Annotated in this window: 21 protein-coding genes and 1 pseudogene; 8 read left to right on the forward strand and 14 right to left on the reverse strand. The window is 65.5% G+C overall.

What is annotated here, in order from left to right; all coding sequences use genetic code 11:
- The first annotated feature begins 100 nt into the window (after window positions 1-100).
- The 3 genes from CH271_RS26930 to CH271_RS26940 are packed head-to-tail and all read left to right on the forward strand — an operon-like array spanning window position 101 to window position 1,800.
- Complete coding sequence (locus CH271_RS26930; protein ID WP_373453566.1) at window positions 101-928, forward strand: ribokinase; 828 nt, start codon at window positions 101-103, stop codon at window positions 926-928.
- A complete protein-coding gene (locus CH271_RS26935; RefSeq protein WP_037193118.1) occupies window positions 925-1,386 on the forward strand; it encodes a helix-turn-helix transcriptional regulator in 462 nt (153 codons plus the stop codon). The genes CH271_RS26930 and CH271_RS26935 overlap by 4 nt, the downstream gene beginning before the upstream one ends.
- Window positions 1,387-1,395: 9 nt before the next feature.
- Window positions 1,396-1,800, forward strand: a complete 405-nt coding sequence (locus CH271_RS26940) for a VOC family protein (RefSeq protein WP_094635557.1) — start codon at window positions 1,396-1,398, stop codon at window positions 1,798-1,800.
- A 22-nt stretch (window positions 1,801-1,822) separates the two neighbouring features.
- On the opposite strand, the gene crcB (CH271_RS26945) is transcribed toward CH271_RS26940, so the two are convergent.
- Both crcB (CH271_RS26945) and crcB (CH271_RS26950) read right to left on the reverse strand, forming a co-directional pair.
- On the reverse strand, window positions 1,823-2,197 hold the full coding sequence (gene crcB, locus CH271_RS26945; protein WP_094635558.1) for a fluoride efflux transporter CrcB: 375 nt from the start codon (window positions 2,195-2,197) through the stop codon (window positions 1,823-1,825).
- Window positions 2,194-2,613: a fluoride efflux transporter CrcB gene (gene crcB, locus CH271_RS26950; RefSeq protein ID WP_094635666.1), complete on the reverse strand. Its 420-nt coding sequence runs from the start codon at window positions 2,611-2,613 to the stop codon at window positions 2,194-2,196. Before crcB (CH271_RS26950) ends, crcB (CH271_RS26945) begins: the two co-directional genes overlap by 4 nt.
- Before the next feature lie 107 nt (window positions 2,614-2,720).
- Here crcB (CH271_RS26950) and CH271_RS26955 point away from each other — a divergent pair, with 107 nt between their 5' ends.
- The 5 genes and pseudogenes from CH271_RS26955 (at window position 2,721) to CH271_RS26970 (ending at window position 8,250) form a co-directional block, all read left to right on the forward strand.
- Window positions 2,721-4,838 (forward strand): RecQ family ATP-dependent DNA helicase, encoded by a 2,118-nt coding sequence (locus CH271_RS26955; protein WP_094635559.1) that lies wholly within the window; start codon window positions 2,721-2,723, stop codon window positions 4,836-4,838.
- A 176-nt stretch (window positions 4,839-5,014) separates the two neighbouring features.
- Window positions 5,015-5,515: pseudogene (ectA, locus tag CH271_RS29460) on the forward strand (diaminobutyrate acetyltransferase); the annotation flags it as partial.
- Between the two features lie 48 nt (window positions 5,516-5,563).
- Complete coding sequence (ectB, locus tag CH271_RS26960) at window positions 5,564-6,841, forward strand: diaminobutyrate--2-oxoglutarate transaminase (protein WP_052058464.1); 1,278 nt, start codon at window positions 5,564-5,566, stop codon at window positions 6,839-6,841.
- Window positions 6,842-6,881: 40 nt separating this feature from the next.
- Window positions 6,882-7,280, forward strand: a complete 399-nt coding sequence (locus tag CH271_RS26965) for an ectoine synthase (protein ID WP_032379201.1) — start codon at window positions 6,882-6,884, stop codon at window positions 7,278-7,280.
- 64 nt (window positions 7,281-7,344) lie between these two features.
- The gene (locus CH271_RS26970; RefSeq protein WP_373453567.1) at window positions 7,345-8,250 is read left to right on the forward strand and encodes a Sir2 family NAD-dependent protein deacetylase; all 906 of its coding nucleotides are present in this window, start codon (window positions 7,345-7,347) and stop codon (window positions 8,248-8,250) included.
- Here CH271_RS26970 and proB read toward each other — a convergent pair.
- The 12 genes from proB to CH271_RS27030 form a co-directional block, all read right to left on the reverse strand.
- Complete coding sequence (gene proB / locus CH271_RS26975; RefSeq protein WP_179274628.1) at window positions 8,223-9,362, reverse strand: glutamate 5-kinase; 1,140 nt, start codon at window positions 9,360-9,362, stop codon at window positions 8,223-8,225. The two genes, CH271_RS26970 and proB, sit on opposite strands and share 28 nt — an antisense overlap.
- Window positions 9,363-9,364: 2 nt before the next feature.
- Window positions 9,365-10,816: a GTPase ObgE gene (gene obgE, locus CH271_RS26980; protein ID WP_037193128.1), complete on the reverse strand. Its 1,452-nt coding sequence runs from the start codon at window positions 10,814-10,816 to the stop codon at window positions 9,365-9,367.
- 174 nt (window positions 10,817-10,990) lie between these two features.
- Window positions 10,991-11,254 (reverse strand): 50S ribosomal protein L27, encoded by a 264-nt coding sequence (rpmA, locus tag CH271_RS26985; protein WP_032379202.1) that lies wholly within the window; start codon window positions 11,252-11,254, stop codon window positions 10,991-10,993.
- Between the two features lie 59 nt (window positions 11,255-11,313).
- Window positions 11,314-11,625 carry a 50S ribosomal protein L21 gene (rplU, locus tag CH271_RS26990; protein WP_032394581.1) on the reverse strand — a complete coding sequence of 104 codons (312 nt, stop codon included), beginning with the start codon at window positions 11,623-11,625 and terminating at the stop codon, window positions 11,314-11,316.
- A 234-nt stretch (window positions 11,626-11,859) separates the two neighbouring features.
- A complete protein-coding gene (locus tag CH271_RS26995) occupies window positions 11,860-15,291 on the reverse strand; it encodes a translation initiation factor IF-2 N-terminal domain-containing protein (RefSeq protein WP_094635668.1) in 3,432 nt (1,143 codons plus the stop codon).
- Window positions 15,292-15,794: 503 nt separating this feature from the next.
- Window positions 15,795-16,208, reverse strand: coding sequence for a nucleoside-diphosphate kinase (gene ndk / locus CH271_RS27000; RefSeq protein ID WP_032394582.1), 414 nt, complete (start codon window positions 16,206-16,208; stop codon window positions 15,795-15,797).
- Between the two features lie 68 nt (window positions 16,209-16,276).
- On the reverse strand, window positions 16,277-16,666 hold the full coding sequence (locus CH271_RS27005; protein WP_037193130.1) for a DUF4233 domain-containing protein: 390 nt from the start codon (window positions 16,664-16,666) through the stop codon (window positions 16,277-16,279).
- A complete protein-coding gene (gene folC, locus CH271_RS27010; protein ID WP_094635560.1) occupies window positions 16,663-18,093 on the reverse strand; it encodes a bifunctional tetrahydrofolate synthase/dihydrofolate synthase in 1,431 nt (476 codons plus the stop codon). The genes CH271_RS27005 and folC overlap by 4 nt, the downstream gene beginning before the upstream one ends.
- Window positions 18,094-20,769, reverse strand: coding sequence for a valine--tRNA ligase (locus CH271_RS27015; RefSeq protein WP_094635561.1), 2,676 nt, complete (start codon window positions 20,767-20,769; stop codon window positions 18,094-18,096).
- Window positions 20,770-20,778: 9 nt separating this feature from the next.
- Entirely contained in the window at window positions 20,779-22,770 is a 1,992-nt protein-coding gene (locus CH271_RS27020) for a prolyl oligopeptidase family serine peptidase (protein WP_094635562.1), read from the reverse strand.
- A 61-nt stretch (window positions 22,771-22,831) separates the two neighbouring features.
- Complete coding sequence (locus CH271_RS27025) at window positions 22,832-23,617, reverse strand: SigB/SigF/SigG family RNA polymerase sigma factor (protein WP_037193137.1); 786 nt, start codon at window positions 23,615-23,617, stop codon at window positions 22,832-22,834.
- Window positions 23,617-24,048, reverse strand: a complete 432-nt coding sequence (locus CH271_RS27030; protein ID WP_037193139.1) for an ATP-binding protein — start codon at window positions 24,046-24,048, stop codon at window positions 23,617-23,619. The genes CH271_RS27025 and CH271_RS27030 overlap by 1 nt, the downstream gene beginning before the upstream one ends.
- Window positions 24,049-24,074 lie beyond the last annotated feature (26 nt).

The raw sequence follows: 24,074 nt of genomic DNA on the forward strand, positions 1-24,074 counted from the left end.
ATCTGCAATTGGCAGTTCGAGGCGGGTGCAACCGTCGGAGCGATACAGTTCGTCGGTGTCCGCACCGAACCCCCGCATCGTCGTTCTCGGCAGCATCAACATGGACCTGATCACCCGGACGCCCTCCCTGCCCGATCCCGGCGAAACAGTGCTGGGCACATCGTTCACCACCTCACCGGGCGGCAAGGGCTCCAATCAGGCCATTGCCGCCGCCAAAGCCGGCGTGTCGGTGTCGTTCATCGGAGCGGTCGGCGACGACGAATTCGGTGTGACACTGCGACGGACACTGTCGAGCGCGGGCGTGGACGACCGCGCGCTGCGCGCGGCGGCAGGTTCGAGCGGAATCGCCGCCATCACCGTCGACGATCACGCCGAGAACAGCATCGTCGTCGTCCCCGGGGCCAACGAACGCGTTCGAAACCTCACCGACGACGATCTCGCCCTCATCTCCGACGCCGATATCCTGTTGTGTCAGTTGGAAATTCCACTCGACACCGTGGTGACCGCATTCGAGTACGCACGCTCTCGGGGCGTGGTGACGATGCTGAACCCGTCACCGGTTCAGGATCTGCCCGACGCCCTGGTGGCGGCCACCGACGTGCTCGTGGTCAACGAAGCCGAGGAAACCCGTCTCGGACACAGCGTGAACGACGTGACGCACGTGATCACCACACTCGGAGCCAGAGGCGCTCGATACCGCGGCCCGGAGTCGTTCGAGGTCCCCGCTCCGCGCGTCGACGCCGTCGACACCACCGGGGCCGGCGACGCATTTGCCGGAGCACTGGCCGCATCCTGGTTCGACGGCCCGCGTGAGGCCGTCGAATGGGCCTGCGTTGCGGGCTCTTTCGCCGCGACGAGGCCGGGTGCGAGCACGTCCTCGGGTACTCGCGACGACATCGATGCACTGCGAGATGCGGCCGCAGGATGAACGCCCCCGACCTCGAGGAGCTCCGACTTCTGCGCCGTGCGCGCGACCGGATGGATCGCGAGTTCGCCGAGCCACTCGACGTCCCGACTCTGGCCCGCACGGCACTGATGTCCACCGCCCACTTCGGTCGCCGCTTCCGCGAGGCCTACGGTGAGACGCCCTACGCACATCTGATGACTCGACGGATCGAACGCGCCAAGGCCCTGCTGCGCCGCGGCGATGTGACAGTCACCGAGGCGTGCTTCGCGGTGGGCTGTACCAGTCTCGGATCGTTCAGTTCCCGGTTCACCGAGATCGTCGGCGAGACACCGAGCGCGTACCGCGCCCGCGACCACCGTGACAGTCAGGCGGTCCCGACGTGTACGGCCATGATTCTGGGGCGTCCGATGCGGGGCAGCAGCGTCACCGCCACCGAACCGAGCAGAATCGAAGAAGCGTCGACGGCCGGGGCGTCCTAGCCTTTCCCCATGAATCTTTCACTGAGCCACGTACACGTCTACACCGCCGACCCCGATGCCTCGTTGGCGTTCTACCGCGATGCCCTGGGATTGGAGGTCAAGAGCGAAGTCGCCAACGACGGCTACCGCTGGATCACTCTGTCTCCCAACGATCAACCCGAGATCGAGATCGTACTGTCGCAGCCCCACGCGGGCCGTTCGCAGGAACTCGGCGATCAGATCGCAGCCCTGCTCGCCAAGGGTGAGCTTCCGGGCCTGTTGTTTCGTGCCGACGACCTCGACGCGGCCTTCGAGAGAATCCGCGCGTCGGGCACCGCCGAGATTCTGCAGGAGCCGACGAGTCAGCCGTGGGGTGCGCGCGACGCCGCATTCCGTGACCCCGCCGGCAACATGGTGCGCGTCAGTCAGGCGTGAACTCGTCCTCGAATCGACCGTCCTAAATCGACGACGCGAGCGCCAGGCCGCCTGCGCACGCGAGTACGGACGCGAGCACGGTGACTGTCACGTTCACGGCGGCATCGCGTCGACGCCCCTGCTGTAGCAACCGCACGGTCTCGACACTCGCCGTGCTGAAGGTGGTGTACCCGCCGCAGAACCCGGTGCCGATGACGGCTTGAACGTCGGTGGAGCCGGCTCGGAACATCACCCATCCGGCCAGCACGCCCAGCAGGAACGAGCCGGACACGTTGATGCCGACCGTCGCCCAGGGAAAGCTCGTCCGTGCCGCGAGACGTGACTTCACTTCCGCATCGACGAAGAAGCGAAAGACTGATCCCAACCCGCCGGCCGCCGCAATCCACAGCGCGATCATCGAATCACCTTGCCCGCCACAGCGATTCCAGCCCAGGCCGCAAGTATTCCGAGAATCACGCTGACCACGGCGTAGGCCATTGCGAGCCCGGTGAACCCACCCCGAATCCCGTCCACGGTCTCGAGGGCGAAGGTGCTGTACGTGGTGAACGCGCCGCAGAAACCGGTACCGAGCAGCAACCGCAGCCTGCGCCTGACTCCTGCATCGGGCCCGCCGCGAACCAGCGACTCGAGCAGCAGGCCCAGCACGAATGCGCCTGCGATGTTGATCCCGAAGGTTGCCGTCGGCCACTGCGATGCAGAATGCGGCAGTTGCTCCTCGATCACGTAGCGGACCGCCGTACCCACCGCTCCGCCTGCGAACACCACTGCCAGTGCCCACAGGTGACGGTGCACGGGTCCCTGGTCGGCCGGCATCGAATCGGAATCGGGATCGACCAACGCTGATCCTCTCGGGCTGCAGGGCCCGACCGTTTCCGACCGGGCCGCGGTTGATGTCGGATGCTTGCTGCACGATGGAGCCTATGACAACGACCACGGAGCCCACGACCGGGAACTTGCGCGAGAGCGCCGAGGAGTTGTTGCGCGAACTCGCCGGCCCCGATGCGGTGCTGCGGGAAGACCAGTGGACGGCCATCGAGGCCCTCGTGGTGCACCGGCGGCGGGCGCTGGTGGTCCAGCGGACCGGTTGGGGCAAGTCGGCGGTCTACTTCATCGCGGCGAAGCTGCTGCGCGCACAGGGCCTGGGTCCGACCGTGATCGTCTCGCCACTGTTGGCGCTGATGCGTAACCAGGTTGCCTCCGCCGAGCGGGCAGGTGTCAGAGCGGCCACCATCAACTCCGGAAACATGACCGAATGGGACGACATTCATCAGCAGGTCAACTCCGGTGAACTCGACGTGCTGCTGGTCAGTCCGGAGCGATTGAACAATCCCGATTTCCGCGATCAGGTGTTGCCGTCCCTGGCCGGGGACGCCGGCCTCGTCGTGGTCGACGAAGCTCACTGTGTCTCCGACTGGGGCCACGACTTTCGACCCGACTACCGACGTATCAGAACCCTGATCGCCGAGCTGCGCGACGGTATCCCGGTACTCGCGACCACGGCGACGGCGAACGACCGCGTGGTGGACGATGTCGCGGCGCAGCTGGGTGTCGGCGGCGGCGACACGCTCGTACTGCGCGGTGGGCTCGCACGCGACTCTCTGCGCATGGCGGTGGTGAAGATCGACAACGCCACCGAACGGGCGGCGTGGCTCGGCGATCACCTGAAGACGCTGCCCGGGTCGGGGATCATCTACACGCTGACCGTCTCGGCGGCCAAGGACCTCGCGGCGCTGCTCACCGACCAGGGCCACGTCGTGGCGTCGTACACCGGGCAGACGGACCCGACCGAGCGCGAATCGCTCGAGGGTGACCTGCTGGCCAACCGCGTCAAGGCCTTGGTCGCGACGTCCGCACTGGGCATGGGCTTCGACAAGCCCGATCTCGGCTTCGTCGTGCACATGGGGGCACCGTCGTCTCCTATTTCGTACTACCAGCAGGTCGGCCGAGCCGGACGCGCAACCGAGCGAGCCGATGTGGTGCTCCTTCCCGGTCACGAGGATCGGCAGATCTGGAGCTACTTCGCGTCCGTCGCATTCCCCCGCGAGCATTTGGTGCGGCAGGTCATCGATGCCTTGAACACCGACAAGGCCCAGTCGACCCAGGCGCTGGAACCTCTCGTCGAGCTGGGTCGCAGCAGGCTCGAGATGGTGCTGAAGGTTCTCGACGTCGACGGCGCTGTCAGACGCGTTCGTGGCGGTTGGATGGCGACCGGCGAGCAATGGACGTACGACGCGGCCCGCTACGAGCGTCTCGAAGAGGCCAGAGACCGCGAACAGCAGGCCATGATCGACTACCAGGGCACCGACGGCTGCCGGATGGAGTTCCTGCGGAGGCAACTCGACGACCCGGATCTGGGCGCACCCGGTAGCGAGTCCGACAGATGCGGGCGGTGCGACAACTGCACGGGTGAGCACTTGTCGGCATCGGTGGATGCGGCCTCGGTCGACTCGGCGAGGGCACGACTGGATCGGCCGGGTATAGATCTGCAGCCCAGAAAGCAGTGGCCCAGCGGGATGAAGAAGCTGGGCGTCTCGCTCTCGGGCAAAATTGCCGACCCCCACGAACCCGGGCGCGTACTGGGCCGGCTCACCGATCTGGGCTGGGGCAGCCGATTGCGTGCCTTGCTCGATGCACCCGATGCTCCGGCCACGGACGCTCTCGAGAAGGCGTGCATCAACGTGCTCGCCAACTGGGATTGGAAGCAGAGGCCCACTGCCGTTCTGGCTCTCGACTCCCCTACTCATCCGCTCCTGGTGCGGTCGATCGCCGCGCGTTTGGCATCCGTCGGCAAATTGCAGGATCTCGGGGTGATGCAGGTCAGGCCCGGTCACCCGCCGGTATCGGCCGCCAATTCGGCGTTTCGGGTCGCCGGGCTGGTGGACTCGTGGGACGTTCCGGACGTATCGTCCGTGACAGGGCCGATTCTGTTGATCGATCTGGTGACCGATACCGGGTGGACATTCACCTGCGCCACGTCGGTTCTGAGATCTGCGGGTGCCCAGGCGGTACTGCCGTTCGCTCTGGCGACACCGAAATAGGTGTCGATCCGAAGTGGGTGGTTTGAATTTCGCGGCTGCGGGTAGAGCCTGCCGGGCAACAACAACGTGACCAGCCTCACATTCGGCGGTTAACCTGGGGAAGCATGTCCGATTCCGGGGTCGATTTCCCGGCGCACTCGATATGCCTGGGCGACCTTGTTACGTTTGTATTTCCTATGAAGCCCGCATTGCTGAGAGGTACCCCACTCACTGCGCCGGACGCAGTGAAGTTTCGTAAGCCACAGATCTCCGACGGAGTCCGGCTCTGGGAGATCGCAAGAGATTCGCGAGTTCTGGATCTCAATTCCAGCTACTCGTACGTGTTGTGGTGCCGTGATTTCGCGGCCACCACCGTCGTATCCGACATCGACGGCCGCGCAGTCGGTTTCGTCACCGGATACATCCGCCAAGACGCCCCGCGCACACTGTTCGTGTGGCAGGTCGCCGTGGATGCGGACCAGCGTGGCAAGGGACTTGCCGGTCGCATGCTGATGGAGCTGCTCGACCGCCTCGAGCCACAGGGCATCACGCATCTCGAAACGACGATCAGCCCGGACAACGAAGCGTCGATCGCAACCTTCACGAGCCTCGCACGCAAGCGAGGCACCGATATCGTCAGGTCGGATTTGTTCGCGCCCAACGATTTCCCTGATAGCCACGAAGCCGAGGAGCTCTACACAGTAGGCCCCGACGCGTCGCGGAATTACGAAAGGAACAAGCAGAACATGACCGAAAAGAACACCGTGACAACAGAGAAGCCCGATGTATTCGAGACCGTCGAGTCCGGCGTGCGCAGCTACAGCCGCCAGTGGCCCGCCGTGTTCACCACCGCGAAGAACTCGGTCATCACCGACGAGAACGGCAACGACTACCTCGACTTCTTCGGTGGCGCAGGAGCACTCAACTACGGCCACAACAACGACATGATCAAGAGCGCGCTGGTCGATTACATCACCAGCGATGGCATCACCCACGGACTCGACATGTCCACCGTCGCCAAGCGCGAGTTCCTCGAGTCGTTCAAGAAGAACATCCTCGACCCCCGCGGCCTGGACTACAAGGTTCAGTTCCCCGGACCGACGGGCACCAACACCGTCGAGGCAGCGCTCAAGCTCGCTCGCAAGGTCACCGGGCGCGAGGCGATCATCAACTTCACCAACGCATTCCACGGCATGACACTCGGCGCGTTGTCGGTCACCGGCAACTCGATGAAGCGAGCTGGCGCCGGAATCCCATTGGTGCACACCACTCCGATGCCGTACGACAACTACTTCGGCGGCGTCACCGAGGACTTCCAGTGGTTCGAGCGCGTTCTCGACGACTCGGGCAGTGGCTTCAACCGTCCGGCCGCGGTGATCGTGGAGACCATCCAGGGCGAGGGCGGAATCAACGTCGCGCGCCCGGAGTGGTTGCGCGCGTTGGCCGAGCTGTGCTCGCGACGTGAGATCCTGTTGATCGTCGACGACGTGCAGATGGGCTGCGGACGCACCGGCCAGTTCTTCTCGTTCGAGGAAGCCGGCATCACCCCGGACATCGTCACGCTGTCCAAGTCCATCGGCGGCTACGGCATGCCGCTGGCGCTGACACTGTTCAAGCCCGAGCTGGACGTCTGGGCACCGGGCGAGCACAACGGCACCTTCCGCGGCTTCAACCCGTCGTTCGTCACGGCGAAGGCAGCCATCGACCACTACTGGTCCGACGACAAGTTCGAGAAGGAAACCCTCGCCAAGGGCGAGCACATCCAGGATCGATTCATCAAGCTGTGCGCAAAGTTCGACGGCATCTCGACCCGCGGTCGCGGCATGGTTCAAGCCCTGGTGTTCGACGATGCCGAGTTGGCGGGCAAGGTGTCTCAGCTGTGCTACGACGAGCGTCTGCTCGTCGAGACCGCAGGACCGAAGGACGAGGTCGTCAAGCTTCTTCCCCCGTTGACCACAACGATCGACGAGCTCGATCGCGGCCTGGACATCATCGAAAGTGCCGTTGCGAAGGTCCTGTCCTAGAGACCCGTTCGCACGCACCGATATCGAAGGAGGACATCGAATGATCGTTCGTACCACGCAGGAGATCACCGGCACCGACCGCGACATCTCGAGCGAAGACGGCAACTGGCGCAGCAAGAGAATCATTCTCGGCGGCGACAAGGTCGGATTCTCGTTCCACGAGACCACGATCCAAGCGGGTACGGTGAACAACTTCCACTACGCCAACCATGTCGAGGCCGTCTGGCTGATCGAAGGCGAGGGAACGCTCACCGACCGTGAGACCGGCGAGACCTACGAGCTCGGTGCGGGATCGATGTACCTGCTCAACGGGCACGAGCGGCACACCGTCGAGCCACGTACCCAGATGCGCATGCTCTGCGTGTTCAATCCTCCCGTCGTCGGCAACGAGACGCACGACGAGAACGGCGTGTACCCCCTCGTCGAGGTACCCGCGTAACACCAGCACGTCTTCACGGCCCGCACCGACGCATTCCACGTCCGTGCGGGCCGTCGACGTCGGTATGGTGCTCATCCGGCGACGGGTCGCTACCCTGGACGAAGTGAATGCGTCCCCTGTGTCCGCGGCCCTGTACGAGCAACTGACTTCCCTGCTCGACGGCAGGACCGTCACCGTCGTCAGCGGCGCAGGCATGTCCACCGACTCCGGTATTCCCGACTACCGCGGTCCGCAGTCACCGCCGCGCAACCCGATGACGTTCCAACAGTTCATCGGTGACGCCGAATTCCGTCGGCACTACTGGGCACGCAACCACGTCGGGTGGCGACACATGGATGCAGCGGTGCCCAACGAGGGCCACCGAGCACTCGCCCGACTCGAACGGGCGGGCGTAGTCACCGGCATCATCACCCAGAACGTCGACATGCTGCACACCAAGGCAGGCAGCCGACACGTCATCGACCTGCACGGCGTCTATGCCCGAGTTCGCTGCCTGAGCTGCGAGCGACTGATCTCGCGTTTCGAGCTGGATCGCCGACTCGACCGTGCCAACCCCGGCTTCCTCGAGTCGGTTGCGCCTGCGGACGGCGTCGAGATCGCCCCCGATGCCGACGCGATCATTTCCTCGACCGAGCACTTTCGAATGGTCGACTGCGAATCATGTTCGGGGATACTGAAACCCGACATCGTCTACTTCGGTGAGAGCGTGCCCAAACCGCGCGTGGCCGAGGCATACGATCTCGTCGACCGAAGCGACGCGCTGCTGGTACTCGGATCCTCGCTGACCGTGATGTCGGGCTTGCGTTTCGTCAGGCACGCGTCCAAGACTTCGAAGCCCATCGTCATCGTCAACCGCGGTACCACCCGCGGCGACGAATTCGCTTCTCTCACGGTGCATGCCGGCTGCTCGGAGGTGGCGACCGCGCTGGCCGACGACGTGGATCAGGCCGGAACCAGATCGTCGGCGTGAACCACCGGGCGCTGTAGCTCCACGGCCAACTCCCCTGTCGACCGCCCGAGCATCCCGGCCAGCTCGCCCGAGTCGTACGCGACGACTCCGCGAGCCACCAGCACGCCGACGTGGTCGACCAACGAGACCACGTCGCCGCCGTGGAAGGATCCCGTCACCGAGGTGATGCCGGCGGACAACAACGATCGTCGCCGCTCCACCACCGCACGTACGGCCCCCGCGTCGAGGTGCAGTTCTCCCGCAGCATCGGCGGCATGACGGACCCAGAACTTGCGCGCCGACAACCGCGTCGGCCGGGCCGCGAAAGCGGTACCCACCGCGGACGTCGTCAGCGCATGAGCAGCATCGGATGCCGCGGCCAGCAGGACTGGAACACCCGCGTCCGCCGCGAGACGCGCAGCAGACAGCTTGGACGCCATTCCGCCGGTGCCGAGTGCTCCTCCCGAACCGGCGACGACGCCGTCGAGATCCTCGGGGCTGGTCACCTCCGGGATCAGTGTCGCCTTCCCCTTGCGGGGATCACCGTCGTACAACCCGTCCACGTCCGAGAGCAGGAACAGTGCATCCGCACCGACGAGGTGGGCAACCAGAGCAGCCAGGCGATCGTTGTCGCCGAACCGGATCTCCGCGGTGGCGACCGTGTCGTTCTCGTTGACGATGGCCACGGCACCGAGCGATCGCAGCCGGTCGAGGGTGCGCTGAGCATTGCGATGGTTGGTTCGCCGCGCGATGTCCTCGGCTGTCAGCAGAACCTGTCCGACCGTGCGCCCGTACCGGTGGAACGACGAGCTCCACGCATGAACCAGAGCGAGCTGACCCACGCTCGCGGCGGCCTGTTTGGTCGCCAGGTCTCGTGGACGCTTGGTCAGGCCCAGCGGTGCCATCCCTGCGCCGATCGCACCGGAGGACACGACCACCACGTCGGTGCCGCTACGCATCCGCGATTCGATGGCGTCGGCGAGCAGATCGAGTCGACCCAGATCCAGACCGGTGTCGAGGCTGGTGAGCGCCGAGGAACCGATCTTGACCACGATGCGCTTGGCGTCGGCGATCGTGCGACGGGTATCGGTGAGAGCCTCTGCGAGCGAATCGGATTCACGCACCGCCACCACGTCTACTCCTGTTCGGTATCGAGCCCGCGACGTACCTGGCGGGCATGCTTGCGTTCGGATGCGCCGATGCGCTCGACCTGATCGAGACGGGCATCGGTACCACGGCCTGTCATCGTGATCTCGACACCGGCCGGAGTCTGCGGTTCCCAGTCGAACGACACGTCGCCGATGGTGACCGAAGCACCGGGCTGAGCGCCGGCCTTGATCAGCGCATCCTCGACTCCGAGCCGCGCGAGACGGTCGGCGAGGTAGCCGACGGCCTCGTCGTTGGTGAACTGCGTCTGGCGCACCCACCGCTCCGGTCGGGTTCCGCGAACGATGAAGCCGTCCGGGATGTCCGGATCCTTGACGACCTTGAAGCTGTCGTCGTTCCGAGCGACCGGGCGCAGCACCTGACGCCGCGGCTCGGGAGCCGGATGCGCAGTGCGGTACTCCTCGACGAGCTTCGCCAACGCGAACGTCAGCGGCTTGAGACCGGCACGCGTCACCGCCGAGATGGTGTACACGGGCCAGCCACGGGACTCGAACTCGGCGGTGACCATCTCTGCGAGCTCGGCACCCTCCGGAATGTCGGCCTTGTTCAACACCACGATGCGGGGCCGATCGGCCAGATCGCCGAGGCTGGCATCCCCGGACAGAGCCGGCTTGTACGCGGCCAACTCGGCTTCGAGGGCGTCGACGTCGGAGATCGGATCGCGGCCGGGATCCAGTGTGGCGCAGTCGACGACGTGTGCGAGAACGGCACAGCGTTCGAGGTGACGCAGGAAGTCGAGACCGAGACCTCGGCCCTGGCTCGCTCCGGGGATCAACCCGGGAACGTCGGCGACGGTGAAGGTGGTGTCTCCGCTGGAGACCACTCCGAGGTTGGGCACCAGTGTGGTGAAGGGGTAATCGGCGATCTTCGGCTTCGCTGCGGACAGCACCGAGACCAGCGACGACTTACCGGCCGACGGAAAACCGACGAGGCCCACATCGGCGACGGACTTGAGTTCGAGGACGAGCTCGCGCTCGATACCCTCTTCGCCGAGTAGCGCGAACCCCGGTGCCCGCCGAGCCTTCGATGCGAGAGCAGCGTTGCCGAGGCCACCGCGGCCGCCCGGAGCGGCATCGAAACGTGTTCCCTCGCCGATCATGTCGGCGAGCACGTTGCCCTTCTTGTCCAGGACGACGGTGCCGTCGGGGACCTTGAGAATCAGGTCCTCGCCGTTGGCACCCTCACGGTTGCCACCCATGCCCTGAGTTCCGTTGCCTGCCTTGGCATGGCTGGAGAAGTGGAAGTCGAGCAAGGTGTGGACGTTGCTGTCGACGACGAAGACGACTCCGCCGCCCTGTCCTCCGTTACCACCGTCCGGGCCACCGAGAGGCTTGAACTTTTCGCGGTGAACCGAAGAGCAGCCGTTGCCACCTTTGCCGGCGCTGACGTGCAGCACCACGCGGTCGATGAATCGTGACATAGCTGTCTTCGATCCTTTCTGAAAGAAAAAGCGGGGAAAAAACACGGTAGGGGCGGACCGGTCTCATGACCCTGGTCCGCCCCTATCGGGAGCTGTGAACGTACGCCCTGGATGGTCGACTCGAGCAGTTGCCCGGTCGCGTCGGCCATCGTGAGCGCGAGCGCTGCAGAAGGACTAGGCCTCTACAGCGACCGGAACGATGTTCACGGTCTTGCGACCGCGCTTGGCACCGAATTCGACTGCGCCCGGGGCCAGTGCGAACAGGGTGTCGTCGCCGCCACGGCCGACGTTGACGCCGGGGTGGAAGTGCGTGCCGCGCTGACGAACCAGGATCTCGCCTGCGCCTACGGTCTGGCCGCCGAAGCGCTTGACGCCGAGGCGCTGAGCGTTCGAGTCGCGACCGTTACGGGAGCTTGATGCACCCTTCTTATGTGCCATGTTGCATACCCTCCTCGGGGTGAATCAGCTTGGAAGAACGCGGGTCTGGAAAGACCTGGTTACTTGATGCCGGTGACCTTGAGGACAGTGAGCTTCTGCCTGTGTCCCTGACGCTTGTGGTATCCGGTCTTGTTCTTGAACTTGTGGATGCGGATCTTCGGGCCCTTGGTGTGCTCGACGATCTCACCGGCGACCGAGATCTTCGCCAGCTTGTCTGCATCTGTGGTCAGGTCGGATCCGTCTACGACGAGGACCGGAGCAAGCGAGACAGCAGTGCCGGGCGCTCCCTCGATCTTCTCGACCTTGACGAGGTCACCAACAGCGACCTTGTACTGCTTTCCGCCGGTCTTGACGATCGCGTACGTTGCCATCGGAGGGCTACCCCTTGCTTCTTCGAACTTGCTCGCGTTACGCATGGCAACACGACTGGTCTGGTAAAACGTGTTTGCTTGCTCCCTATCGGCCGGCCGGGATGATGATCATCTCGACCCGCTCGAGAACCGTTGTTTCCTACAGGACCACTACGGCACAGCAGAACGGTGTCACCGGGAGCGACTTATCAAGGTTACGGCAGAGAGACGGCCAGGGTCAAACTGCCTGAACTGCTAGGCATCGATGTCCACCGGAGGACCTGCAGGCCGAGCTGCTGCGCGCCGTCTGCGAGGCCGTGCTGCGGGCACGTCCACCGGCTCCACGGGCTGATCGGCCGCCGCCGTGAGCGGTGCCGACGCCTCGTCGGGTGCAGCCCCGGGCTGGTCGGAAGACGTGGTGTCCACCGAATCCTCCGTGGCAGGTACGACGATGACCATGCCCGCGTCTGGCGCAGTGCCGGTGGGCGCGGCAGCCTTGCGTGCCACCCGCCGTCCGCGTCGAGCCTTCGGTGCCACCGGCACCGACGGCTCGTCGGAGGGCTGATCGGTCCGAGTCTCGGTGGCCTCGTCGGCTGCCGTGACGTTCGTCTCCGCGTCGGCCACCGCTGCGGCCGCTACCTGTACATCATCGGCGGAGACCACGGTCACCACGGCGTCGCCGTCGGGTGCTTCGGCCGGTGCCTGTGTCTCGACATCGGCGGGGCTGACGTCGGCCACCACGTCGTCGTGATGCGCCGCCATGGCCAGTGCCACCGGATGCGCTCGTTTGATCGACGGATCGACCACGGGGTGATCGTGTCCGTCTGCCCGATCGTTCGAGGAAGCCCGATCGTTGCCGTCCGTCCGGTCGTTGCCGTCGGCCTTGTTGTCCTTGCCACGTCGACGCCTGCTGCTCGTCCCCGAGTTGCTGGACTCCGCACGCGACGAGTTCGACCGACCGCCGTCGTTGTCCGGCTTGGCGTCGATGGGGAACGGGTGCACGACGATGCCGCGACCCTGGCAGTGCTCGCACGTGGTGGAGAACGCCTCGACGAGCCCCGTACCGAGCTTCTTGCGGGTCATCTGCACCAGTCCGAGCGAGGTAACCTCGGAGACCTGATGGCGAGTCCGGTCGCGTCCGAGGGACTCGGTGAGTCGGCGCAGTACGAGATCGCGGTTGGACTCGAGCACCATGTCGATGAAGTCGACGACGATCATGCCGCCGATGTCTCGCAGACGCATCTGGCGAACGACTTCCTCGGCCGCCTCGATGTTATTGCGGGTGACCGTCTCTTCGAGGTTGCCGCCCGAACCGGTGAACTTGCCGGTGTTGACGTCGACGACGGTCATCGCCTCGGTGCGATCGATCACCAGGGTGCCGCCCGAGGGCAGCCAGACCTTGCGATCGAGAGCCTTGGCCAGCTGCTCGTCGATGCGATGCGCAGCGAAGACGTCGACCGAACTGCCGTCGGCCTCGTATCGGTGCAGCCGCTCCATCATGTCCGGGGCCACGGTCTCGACGTAGTTGGACGTCGTCGTCCATGCCTTGTCGCCCTCGATGACGAGCTTGGAGAAGTCCTCGTTGAACAGGTCTCGGATGACCTTGACCAGCATGTCGGGCTCTTCGTACAGCGTCTGTGGTTGCACACCCTTGCCGGTTTCGGCGTTGGCCGAGCGTTCTTCGATGCTGGCCCACTGCGCCTGCAGGCGAGTCACGTCACGTGCGAGCTCTTCCTCGCTGACGCCCTCCGCTGCGGTGCGGATGATGACGCCTGCCTCGGGAGGCACGATGTCGCGGAGGATCTCCTTGAGCCGCTTGCGCTCGGTATCGGGCAGCTTGCGGCTGATGCCGGTGGAGCTTCCACCGGGCACGTAGACGAGGAAGCGACCGGCGAGCGACAGCTGCGTCGTCAGGCGAGCACCCTTGTGTCCCACCGGGTCCTTGCTGACCTGGACGAGAACCTGATCGCCCGGCTTGAGGGCCTGCTCGATCTTGCGCGCGCTTCCGCCGAGACCGGCGGCGTCCCAGTTGACCTCGCCTGCGTACAGCACACCGTTACGGCCACGGCCGATGTCGATGAACGCTGCTTCCATGCTGGGCAGCACGTTCTGAACGCGGCCCAGGTAGACGTTGCCGACCATCGACGCGGTGGCACTGCTGGTGACGAAATGCTCGACCAACACGCCGTCTTCGAGCACGGCAACCTGTGTGGTCAGCGGGTGATCCGGTGTCGCTTTCTCGCGCACGACCATGAAGCGGTCCACGGATTCGCGGCGCGCCAGGAACTCGGACTCGGTGAGGATCGGCGGCCGACGACGGCCGGCATCGCGCCCGTCGCGGCGGCGCTGACGCTTGGCCTCGAGACGCGTCGAGCCGGTGATTCCCTGGACCTCGTCCCGGGGTGCGCGACTCTTGTTGCGCGGCTCACGCTCGTGCACGACCGTGTTTGGCGGATCGTCCTCGGACGACGCGCCCTCGGCAGCGGCCTCGGCTCCGGTCTTGCGCCGACGACGGCGACGGCGACGGCGGCTGGATCCGTCCCCGTCCGAACCACCGTTGTCGGAGTCGTCGTAGTTGTCCTGGGCACCCGAATCGGACTCGTCGTCGTCCTCGGCCGAGGAGTCTGCGGTGCGCGTGTCGTCGGAGGAGTCGGTCGAATCGGAGTTCTGCCGGTCCGAGGTACGGCTGCGAGTGCGTGATCGACGCGAACGTCGTCCCGAGTTCGACTGCTGCTCGTCACTTGACGAGGACTCGTCCGAGTCTGCGCTGCCGTTCGAGTCCGCATCGGTCGACTCTTCGGTGTCGGAGTCGTCTCCTGAATCGTCGTTCGAGTTCTCGTCGTTCGAGTTGTCGTCGTTCGAGTTCTCGTCCGAGGACTGCTCGCCGCGACCACGGCCGCGGCCACGGCGGCCACGACGACGGCGTCGAGGCTGAGATTGATCGTCGTCGCCGTCACCGTCGGTCGAGCTCTCGGCCGCGGCCGACTCGTCGGCCTCGGAAGAGGAGGACCGGTCGGTCGAGACGGCAGAGAGCTCCGGCGCACCGGTCTCCGGCGTCACTGCGGACTCGCTGCTGTCGGTGTCAGCGCTGCTTTCGGTGTTCGCGACCTCGTCCTTGGGCGCGGCCTTGCGGCTGCGGCGACGCCGAGCCGGGGGCTCGGTCGGTGACTCCGTCGATTCCGTTGCCGGGGCATCCACGGCGGCGGGCTGCAGAAACAGTGGGGTGGCGAACGTCGTCGCGGTGGGCTGGTCGGCCGTTGCCTCGGGCTCGGCAGCCTGCTGCTCCGGAGCCGGCGCGTTGGTGAACAGCTGCGGCTCGGACCACGGAACCTCGACTGCGGGCTCATCGGCATCGGGCATCGAAGTCGGCTCGGCAATCGACGAATCGACTGTCGGCGCTGCGGGGGCGTTGACCGAATCGCGAACGGACTCCGCAACGTCACGGCTCAGGCTCGACTGAGCACTGCGCGCTTCGATGCCGAGCTCACCGAGGGTGACCAGCAACTGTTTGCTGGTCACGCCCAGAATCTTGGCCAGTGCGTGAACACGCAGCCTGGTCGGCAGCTCGATGGTGTCGGGTTGTACCGACGACACCGTGTCGGTTTCCGCAGACGACACCGCGCCGGAGGGCTCCGTACGATCTGCGTTTGCGTTCTGTACATCTTCGGGCGGGCTTTGATCGGCCACGTAGTCTCCTCGGGCCCCCGGGCGCGTCCATCCGACTTCGGGTGTGACGCGGCCACGCGAGGGCAATCCTTGTGTACTCACGTCGGGTTGGACGTCAGCTGTTCGGTCTCGCTCCGCACCCGAGCCGATGACCACTTCGTAGTTCTCGATGGTCGACGACAGCGTGTGCAGTGCCTGGCTGGATGGTGGTGTACCGGCGATCCGAGCGCCTGATCATCAAGCAAGAACGCGAACGAGCCTGTCTCTCGTTCGAGCATCTGCGATGACGGGCAGCGGATAGACGACAGTCATCCGATCGAATCCACGACACCGGTCTAGCGAACTTCGGTGAAGCCTGGGCTTCGGGTGGAGCGTGAAACCTGTACCTACTGGCGACGTGGAGTCGATCTGTTGTCGAGTATCCCACACGCTGTGATGCGTACTCGCCACGCCGCACCGATCGGGTTCCGAGCGGATGCGGCGTGACGACGAGAACGCTGCTTTTTCTGTCGAGGGTGGAACGGTCAGGCGAGACCGGGGAACCAGAGTGCGATCTCGCGCTCGGCCGATTCCACGGAATCCGATCCGTGTACCAGGTTCTGCTGACCGTCCAGCGCGAGGTCACCGCGGATGGTGCCGGGAACCGCCTTGGCCACGGGATCGGTGCCGCCTGCGATCTGGCGGAACGCAGCGATGGCGCGGGGGCCTTCGAGTACCGCGGCCACCACCGGTCCGGACGTGATGAACTCGAGGAGTTCGGGGAAGAACGGCTTGCTCTCGTGCTCCGCATAGTGAGCCGAGGCCAATTCGCGGGAGACGGTCTTGAGCTCGAGTGCGACGATGCTCAGACCCTTCTTCTCCACGCGGCCGAGGATCTCTCCTACGTAACGCCGGGCAACTCCGTCGGGCTTGATCAGTACAAGGGTGCGGTCGGTCACGTCGACGACACTAATGGAACACGGCGATGCGGCGCGCGGCGCATCGCCGAAACCGACGGGCTTCCCTGTCAGTCGCGCTGCCCCGGCAGCATTCCTCGTCGGATGCGCTCGGTGATGTCACGGCGCAGGTACAGCAGATACAGCCAGACCGCGATGAAGATCAGGCCGACGGCTCCGATGGAAAGGTGGAACACGGCCCCGGCCAGAACGAACACCTGGAGAACGAGGTTGAGCTTCATCGCCCATGGCTCCCCCTGCTTTCCTGCAGCCAGGATCATCACGACGGCCAACGCCACGATGTACGTCGTCGAGAACCAGGTCGCACCGCCACCGAGGGTGGCCACCACCGGCAGCGCGAGCAGCGTCACGATGGCTTCGAGCACGAGAGTGCCCGCCGCGACACCGCGGAAGCCCTTCCACGGATCGTTCGTGGGTGGTCTGAACTCTGTCTCGCTCACGCGGGGTCCTTTCCGAACAGAGTGCGAGCTGCACCGACGGTCACCACGGATCCGGTCACCACGACTCCGGCACCGGACACGGCCTCGCCCGGCTCGGCGACTTCCTCGGCCAAGCCGATGGCAGTCTCCAGGGCATCGGGCAAGGTCGACGCAACCACGACCCGTTCGTCGCCGAACTTGGCCACTGCGATGTCGGCCAACGCGTCCACGTCCATCGCCCGCGCCGACCCGTTGTGGGTGACGACGATGTCGTCGAACACCGGTTCCAGTGCCTCGAGAATCGCTCCGACATCCTTGTCCGCCATGACGCTGACGACGCCGACGAGTTTGCGGAAGTCGAATTCGTCGGTGAGGGCGGCTGCGAGCGCTGCTGCCCCGTGCGGGTTGTGCGCGGCATCGAGGAACACTGTCGGGGCGTTGCGTACCCGCTCGAGTCGACCGGGGTTGACGATCGTGGCGAACGCAGCGCGCACGGTGTCCTGATCGAGCTGGCGATCCGGCCCGGCACCGAAGAACGCTTCGACCGCAGCGAGTGCAAGGGACGCGTTGTGCGCCTGATGCTCGCCGTGCAACGGAAGGAAGACGTCGGTGTACACCCCGCCGAGCCCCTGCAGTTCCAGTTGCTGGCCACCCACGGCGATCTGCCTGCCGAGCACGGTGAATTCCGATCCGGCCCGCGCCACCGCGGCGTCCGCCTGCACTGCTGCCCGCAGCAGGACCTCGGAGACCTCGGGTTGCTGCTTCGCCAGAATCGCGACCGTGTCACGCGGCACGAGCGATTCCGGTGCCTTCTTGATGATCCCAGCCTTCTCCCCCGCGATCCCCGCGAGATCGTCGCCGAGGAACTCGACGTGATCGAGGCCGATCGGGGTGATGACGGCAACCTCACCGTCGACGACGTTGGTGGCGTCCCAACGCCCACCGAGTCCGACCTCGATGACGGCTACCTCGACCGGGGCCTCGGCGAACGCCGCGAACGCCATGGCCGTGACCACCTCGAACTTGCTCATGCGAGGTCCACCCGCAGCCTCGGACTGCGCGTCGATCATGTCCACGAACGGTGCGATCTCGTTGTAGGTGTCGACGTAGAGCCGGGGCGAGATGGGCCGCCCGTCGATGCTGATCCGCTCGGTCGCCATCTGCAGGTGCGGACTGGTGGTGCGGCCCGTACGCCGATGGAATGCGGTGAGGAGCGCATCGATCATGCGGGTCACCGAGGTCTTGCCGTTCGTGCCGGCGACGTGAATCGACGGGTACGCCTTCTGCGGGGAGCCGAGCAGATCCATCAGCGCCGAGATTCGAGCAGTCGACGGTTCGATCTTCGTTTCGGGCCAACGCTTGTCGAGCTCGGCCTCCACGAGAGCGAGCTCGGCCAGATCGACCGGACTCGGCGGAGGTAGGGGCAGGGCGGCGTCGGGTTCGGTCACTTAGCTTCCCATCGATTCGAGCCGCGCCGAGATGCGTGCGATCTCTTCGCCCGCGATCGTCTGGCGTGTTCTGATCTTGTCCACCACCGCATCCGGTGCCTTCGCGAGAAACGCTTCGTTGCCGAGCTTGCCGGTGGTCTGCGCGAGTTCCTTCTCCGCAGCGGCGAGATCCTTGACCAGCCGGGCCCGCTCGGCGACGAGGTCGACGGTGCCCGAGGTGTCGAGTTCGACGACCACGGTGGCCTTGCTCAGGCGCACCTCGACCGACGCCGTCGCGGCGAAGTCCTCGGCGGGCTCGGTCAGTCGAGCCAGTGCGGTGACTGCCGAAATCTGCCCGTCCAGATCGGATTCGGACACTCCGACGATGCGGGCCGCCACCTTCTGGGACGGCTTGAGTCCTTGATCGCTGCGGAATCGGCGAATCTCGGTGATGAGTCGCTGCATATCCTCGATGCGTTGTGCCGCAACGGGATCGAGAGACTCGACGGCCGGACTCGGCCACGCCGCGATCACCAGCGACTCGCCGCCGGTGAGCACCTTCCACAGCGTCTCGGTGACGAACGGGATCACCGGATGCAGCAGCCGAAGCAGAGCGTCGAGGACGTTACCGAGAACCCCGCGCGTGGTGGCGGCGATGGTCTCGTCGGCGAATTGCACCTTGGCGATCTCGAGGTACCAGTCGCAGACCTCGTCCCAGGCGAAGTGATACAGCGCCTCGCAGGCCTTACTGAACTCGTAGCGATCGAACGCCGAATCCACCTCTGCCCGAACCTCTTCGAGTCGATCGAGGATCCATCGGTCGGCGTCGGTCAGCTCGGCACGGGCAGGCAGATCTGCCGGTGCCGCGCCGTTCATCAGGGCGAACTTGGTGGCGTTGAACAACTTGTTGGCGAAGTTGCGCGACGACTGCGCATGATCTTCGCCGACGGACATGTCGGCACCCGGGTTCGCACCGCGAGCGAGCGTGAAGCGCAACGCGTCGGCACCGAAACGATCGACCCAGTCCAGAGGATCGATTCCGTTGCCGCGCGACTTCGACATCTTCTTGCCGAACTGGTCACGAATCAGGCCGTGCAGAAACACATCTCGGAACGGAACCTGCGGCCCCTGCTTACCTGCGGTGATCGCGTCGTCCGCTCCGACGTAGGTGCCGAACATCATCATGCGGGCGACCCAGAAGAACAGGATGTCGTATCCGGTGACGAGAACGCCGGTGGGATAGAACTTCTCGAGATCGGCCGTGGCGTCGGGCCACCCCATCGTCGAGAAGGGCCACAGCCCGGACGAGAACCAGGTGTCGAGAACGTCGGGATCCTGCTCCCAGCCCTCCGGTGCGCTCTCCCCCGGTCCGAGGCAGACGGTCTCGCCGTCGGGTCCGTACCAGATCGGAATCCGATGACCCCACCACAGCTGACGCGAGATGCACCAGTCGTGCATGTTGTCGACCCAGGCGAACCAGCGCGGTTCCTGACTCTTGGGATGAATGACGGTGTCGCCGTTCCGGACTGCGTCACCGGCCGCCTTCGCCAGGGTGTCGACCTTGACCCACCACTGCAGCGACAGGCGCGGCTCGATCGGCTCACCGCTGCGCTCGGAGTGGCCGACGCTGTGCAGGTAGGGGCGCTTCTCGGCGACGACGCGGCCCTGCTCGGCCAGTGCCTCACGAACCTTCACACGCGCCTCGAAGCGGTCCATACCGTCGAATTGCGTTCCGGTCTCGGCGATCCGGCCTGCCTTGTCCATGATCGAGGGCATCGGCAACGAGTGCCGCACGCCCATCTCGAAGTCGTTGGGGTCGTGAGCCGGGGTGATCTTCACTGCGCCGGTGCCGAATTCGGGGTCGACGTAGTCGTCGGCGATGATCGGGATCCGGCGTCCGGTGAACGGGTGCTCGAGGGTGGTGCCGACGAGAGCCTTGTACCGCTCGTCGTCGGGGTGGACCGCAACTGCAGTGTCGCCGAGCATCGTTTCGACGCGGGTTGTCGCGACGATGACATGTGGTTCGGAGTCGTCGAGCGAGCCGTATCGCAGCGACACGAGTTCGCCCTCGACGTCCTCGAACTTGACCTCGATGTCGGAGATGGCGGTCTGCAGCACCGGCGACCAGTTGACCAGTCGCTCGGCGCGGTAGATCAAACCGTCGTCGAACATCCGCTTGAACATGGTCTGCACGGCCTCGGACAGGCCGTCGTCCATGGTGAAACGCTCTCGGCTCCAGTCGACACCGTCGCCGATGCGCCGCATCTGCCCACCGATGGTTCCGCCCGATTCACGCTTCCAGTCCCAGACCTTGTCGATGAACAGCTCGCGGCCGAACTCTTCCTTGGTCTTTCCGTCGGCGGCGAGCTGCTTCTCCACCAAGGTCTGCGTGGCGATTCCCGCGTGGTCCATACCCGGCAGCCACAGCACCTCGTACCCGAGCATCCGCTTGCGACGACTCAGCGCGTCCATCAACGTGTGGTCGAGAGCGTGACCCATGTGCAGGCTGCCCGTGACGTTGGGCGGGGGCAGCACTATGGAGTAGGGCGGCTTGCCGCTGGTGGCGTCGGCTTCGAAGTACCCGGCGTCGACCCAGGACCGGTACAGCTCCGCCTCGACCGCACTGGGATCCCAGCTCTTGGGCAGGTCGATCGAATCGGCGGGGTTCTCTGAGTGCTCTGGCGCTGAACTGGTCACCGGTCGATTCTAGTGGCCGAGGATTCGGGGCATCGACACCCTCTCGCCCAGCACGTGCTCCGCCAGGAATGCCAGCACCACCTCGTACCAGACCTTGGCGTGCTGGGGACTCAGAATCCAGTGGTTCTCGGCCGGGAAATAGAGGAAACGATGCTCGGTGTTGCCCTCGTCGTCGGCGGGCAGACCGGATTCGCTGAGCAGTTCGTACCACAGCCGCAGGCCCTCGCCGATAGGCACGCGATAGTCCTTGTCGCCGTGGATGACCAGCATCGGCGTCGCGATGTCCGCGACGAACAGGTGCGGGGAGTTCTCCACCGCCATCTCCGGAGACATCTCGCGGGCCCAGTAGTACGGCGCATCGGTGGTCGGCCCGAATTGATCGAGCGCCCACAGGCTCGCATGGGTGACGATGGCGTCGAACCGGTCGGTGTGTCCAGCGATCCAGTTGGCCATGTAGCCGCCGAAGGATCCGCCCATCGCCGCGGTGCGGGTGTCGTCGATCTCGGGTAGCCCGGCCGCGACATCGGTCAACGCCATCAGATCGGTGAACGGGGCCTTGCCCCACGCTCCCCAGCCGCGCTGCACGAACTCCTGGCCGTACCCGGTGGACAGGGCCGGATCCGGCAGCAGCACGGCGTATCCGCGGGCCACCATCAGCCACGGATTCCACCGCCACGACCAGGTGTTCCACGAACCGAGCGGACCACCGTGCACCCACAGCAGCAGTGGTGCGGGCGCCGCGTCCGAGGCACCCTCGGGCAGTGCCAGCCAGCCGCGCACCCGGGCACCGTCGTCGACGACGGTGTCGATCTCGGTGAGAGTTCCCGGCAACGGACAGCGGTCGATGGAGGTGTCGAGGTCGACGACGGTGCCGTCGGACAGGTCGATCGAGACCGGATGCGGAGCGGCCAGATAGGACGCGGCGAGTGCCAGCACCCTGGTTCCGTCCGGGGACACGTGAACGTGGGTGTACGCATCGTCGGTGTTCGTCAGCCGACGCGGCTCCGCGCCGTCACGGACGACGAATATCGGGGACCGGCCGTCGTCGTCCGCGGTGACCAGTACCCCCGACCCGTCCGGCAGCCACACCGGGTCGATCGGCCACCGATCCCAGCCGGGCGCGACGTCGACGACCGACGAAGACTCGAAATCGTAGCGCTGCAGCGTCATTCGCGGCGCGTCCTCGGGAGTGGAGAGCGATTCACGCACGAACACCACGGACGCGCCGTCGGGCGAGATCGCAGGCGCGCCCAGGTCGGCATCGACGTCGTCGACGATCGTGGTGCGCTCCCCCGTCGCGGTGTCGATGCGCACCAGCACGGTCCGCACGGTCGCCAGAGCGCCGGGGACGGCCCAGGTGGACACGACGAAAGAACCGTCGGCAACGACATCGAATGCCGCTTCGTGGAGTGCCCCGGCCGCACCGGGGGTGAGATCGCGCAGTCCGGTGGAACCGTCCGCCGATCCCGAGAACAAGTGTGGGGTCGCCGGGCCCAGGTCGTGATCCCAGAAACGCACCGGAACCCCGGTGTGCAGAATTGCATCCACCTTGTTCGCCTTGCGCTCGGTGCGCAGGGCGTCGTCGTCCTCATCGGTGCTCGACGATCCGAACACCGGCGAGAACCCGACGAGCCCGAGTCCGGAACGGGCGGTTCGGACCTCGCTCAGACCGGCCGACCGAGTCTCGAGCACTCGCGCCTCGCCGCCCGACGCAGGCAGAATCCACAGCCGGGCCGGATCGTCCTTGCTGGACCGGCGCGAGAACAACAGATCGCCCGCCGAGGTGAACACCGGAGCGCTCTCACCCCACTCGCCGTGGGTGAGGCGTCGGGCAGGCGAACCACCGTCGACATCGATCTCCCACAACGACGTTCGGTACTCGGTCCGCGAATCGTCCAGTGCAGCAATCGCGATCACCGCCCGCGAGAAATCGTGCGATGCCGCCAGGCCCGTGACTCGACGGGCTCCGATGTACTCGTCGACGTCGTCGTACATGCTCATCCCGCGAGCCTAGCTTTTCCGGTCGACCGATCGAGTCGTTCCGCAGGCTCCACTCCTGCCCTCAGTCCTCGCCGAGGTCCTCACGCAACTGAGCGAGGGTGCGAGCCAGAATTCGCGAGACGTGCATCTGCGAAATCCCCACCTTCTCGGCAATCTGCGTCTGGGTCATCGACCCGAAGAATCTGAGGACGACGATTCGACGCTCTCGCTCGGGCAGCTTCTCGAGTGCGGGGCGCACCGCGAGGTAGCTCTCCATCTTCTCGAGTTCGGGATCGTCGGCACCGAGGGTGTCCATCAGCGGCAACCGATCCTCGCTGACCACCGAGTCGACCGAGACGGTCTGGTACGCGCTGCGCGCGAGCAATGCCTGCGAGGCTTCCTTGACGTCGATCCCGAGTTCGGCGGCGATCTCGCTGGCGGTCGGAGCTCGACCGAGCTTCTGCGACAACGACCCCACCGCCTGGGAGATCATCGAGTTCAGTTCCTTCATGCGCCGCGGCACCCGGACCGACCATCCGGCGTCGCGGAAGTAGCGGCGAGCCTCGCCCATGATCGTGGGTACGGCGAACGACACGAAATCCGATCCACGTTCGATGTCGAACCGGTCGACTGCGTTCACCAGACCGAGACGTGAGACCTGCAGGAGATCCTCGTGTGCCTCGCCGCGACCGCCGAAGCGGCGCGCGATGTGTTCTGCGAGAGGGAGGCAGCGCGTGATGATGCGATCGCGCAGTACTCGGCGCTGCGGAGAGTTCTCGTCGAGCGCCTGCATCTGCTGGATCAGTGCGACAACGTCGCTGTAATCGTCGGACTCTCGCCGTGTGCTTCGTTCGTGCGGCACAGGCACTAGACCTTGCTCCTCCGCTTGACCACGTCGATCGCGACCGCGCGACCCGCCTGGCCCTCGACCGCGTCGTCGGCGCGCAGTTCGATGGTGTCGGTCAACGTCTGCAACACGTGCCAGCCGAAGCTGTCCTTCTTGGGCACGGACGTGGGTGTCAACGTGGATGTGACGACGATCCGGATTCCGGAGTCGCTCACAGCGAACGTGCAGGAGAGCTCCGCATCGGTGACCGAGCCCTTGATCAGCTGCGAACACACCTCGTCCACGACCAGCTTCACATCGGCGATGTCGTCGAGCGTGAAGTCGCTGAGCACTGCGAGAGTCTCGGCGACCGCGCGAACCACCGGAAGTTGGTCGGCCTCGGCACGCACCCTCAGCTCGACCGGTGCACCGGAACCTCGCTCCAGTTCTTCGATCTTGCTGACCCCAGCCATCCGCACTTCCCATCGTCGCCGAGCAG

Origin of the sequence: Rhodococcus sp. 05-340-2 (assembly GCF_002258915.1) — a bacterium.
Classification (GTDB): domain Bacteria; phylum Actinomycetota; class Actinomycetes; order Mycobacteriales; family Mycobacteriaceae; genus Rhodococcoides.

Bases quoted from the DNA above. Each gene is read 5' to 3' on its own strand.
- rpmA (WP_032379202.1), bottom strand. From the start codon at position 11,254: ATGGCACATAAGAAGGGTGCATCAAGCTCCCGTAACGGTCGCGACTCG.
- CH271_RS26955 (WP_094635559.1), top strand. From the start codon at position 2,721: ATGACAACGACCACGGAGCCCACGACCGGGAACTTGCGCGAGAGCGCC.
- ectB (WP_052058464.1), top strand. From the start codon at position 5,564: ATGACCGAAAAGAACACCGTGACAACAGAGAAGCCCGATGTATTCGAG.
- CH271_RS26965 (WP_032379201.1), top strand. From the start codon at position 6,882: ATGATCGTTCGTACCACGCAGGAGATCACCGGCACCGACCGCGACATC.
- CH271_RS26940 (WP_094635557.1), top strand. From the start codon at position 1,396: ATGAATCTTTCACTGAGCCACGTACACGTCTACACCGCCGACCCCGAT.
- CH271_RS26935 (WP_037193118.1), top strand. From the start codon at position 925: ATGAACGCCCCCGACCTCGAGGAGCTCCGACTTCTGCGCCGTGCGCGC.
- CH271_RS27030 (WP_037193139.1), bottom strand. From the start codon at position 24,048: ATGGCTGGGGTCAGCAAGATCGAAGAACTGGAGCGAGGTTCCGGTGCA.
- rplU (WP_032394581.1), bottom strand. From the start codon at position 11,625: ATGGCAACGTACGCGATCGTCAAGACCGGCGGAAAGCAGTACAAGGTC.
- crcB (WP_094635666.1), bottom strand. From the start codon at position 2,613: ATGCCGGCCGACCAGGGACCCGTGCACCGTCACCTGTGGGCACTGGCA.
- CH271_RS27020 (WP_094635562.1), bottom strand. From the start codon at position 22,770: ATGAGCATGTACGACGACGTCGACGAGTACATCGGAGCCCGTCGAGTC.
- crcB (WP_094635558.1), bottom strand. From the start codon at position 2,197: ATGATCGCGCTGTGGATTGCGGCGGCCGGCGGGTTGGGATCAGTCTTT.
- CH271_RS26930 (WP_373453566.1), top strand. From the start codon at position 101: ATGGACCTGATCACCCGGACGCCCTCCCTGCCCGATCCCGGCGAAACA.
- obgE (WP_037193128.1), bottom strand. From the start codon at position 10,816: ATGTCACGATTCATCGACCGCGTGGTGCTGCACGTCAGCGCCGGCAAA.
- CH271_RS26970 (WP_373453567.1), top strand. From the start codon at position 7,345: ATGGTGCTCATCCGGCGACGGGTCGCTACCCTGGACGAAGTGAATGCG.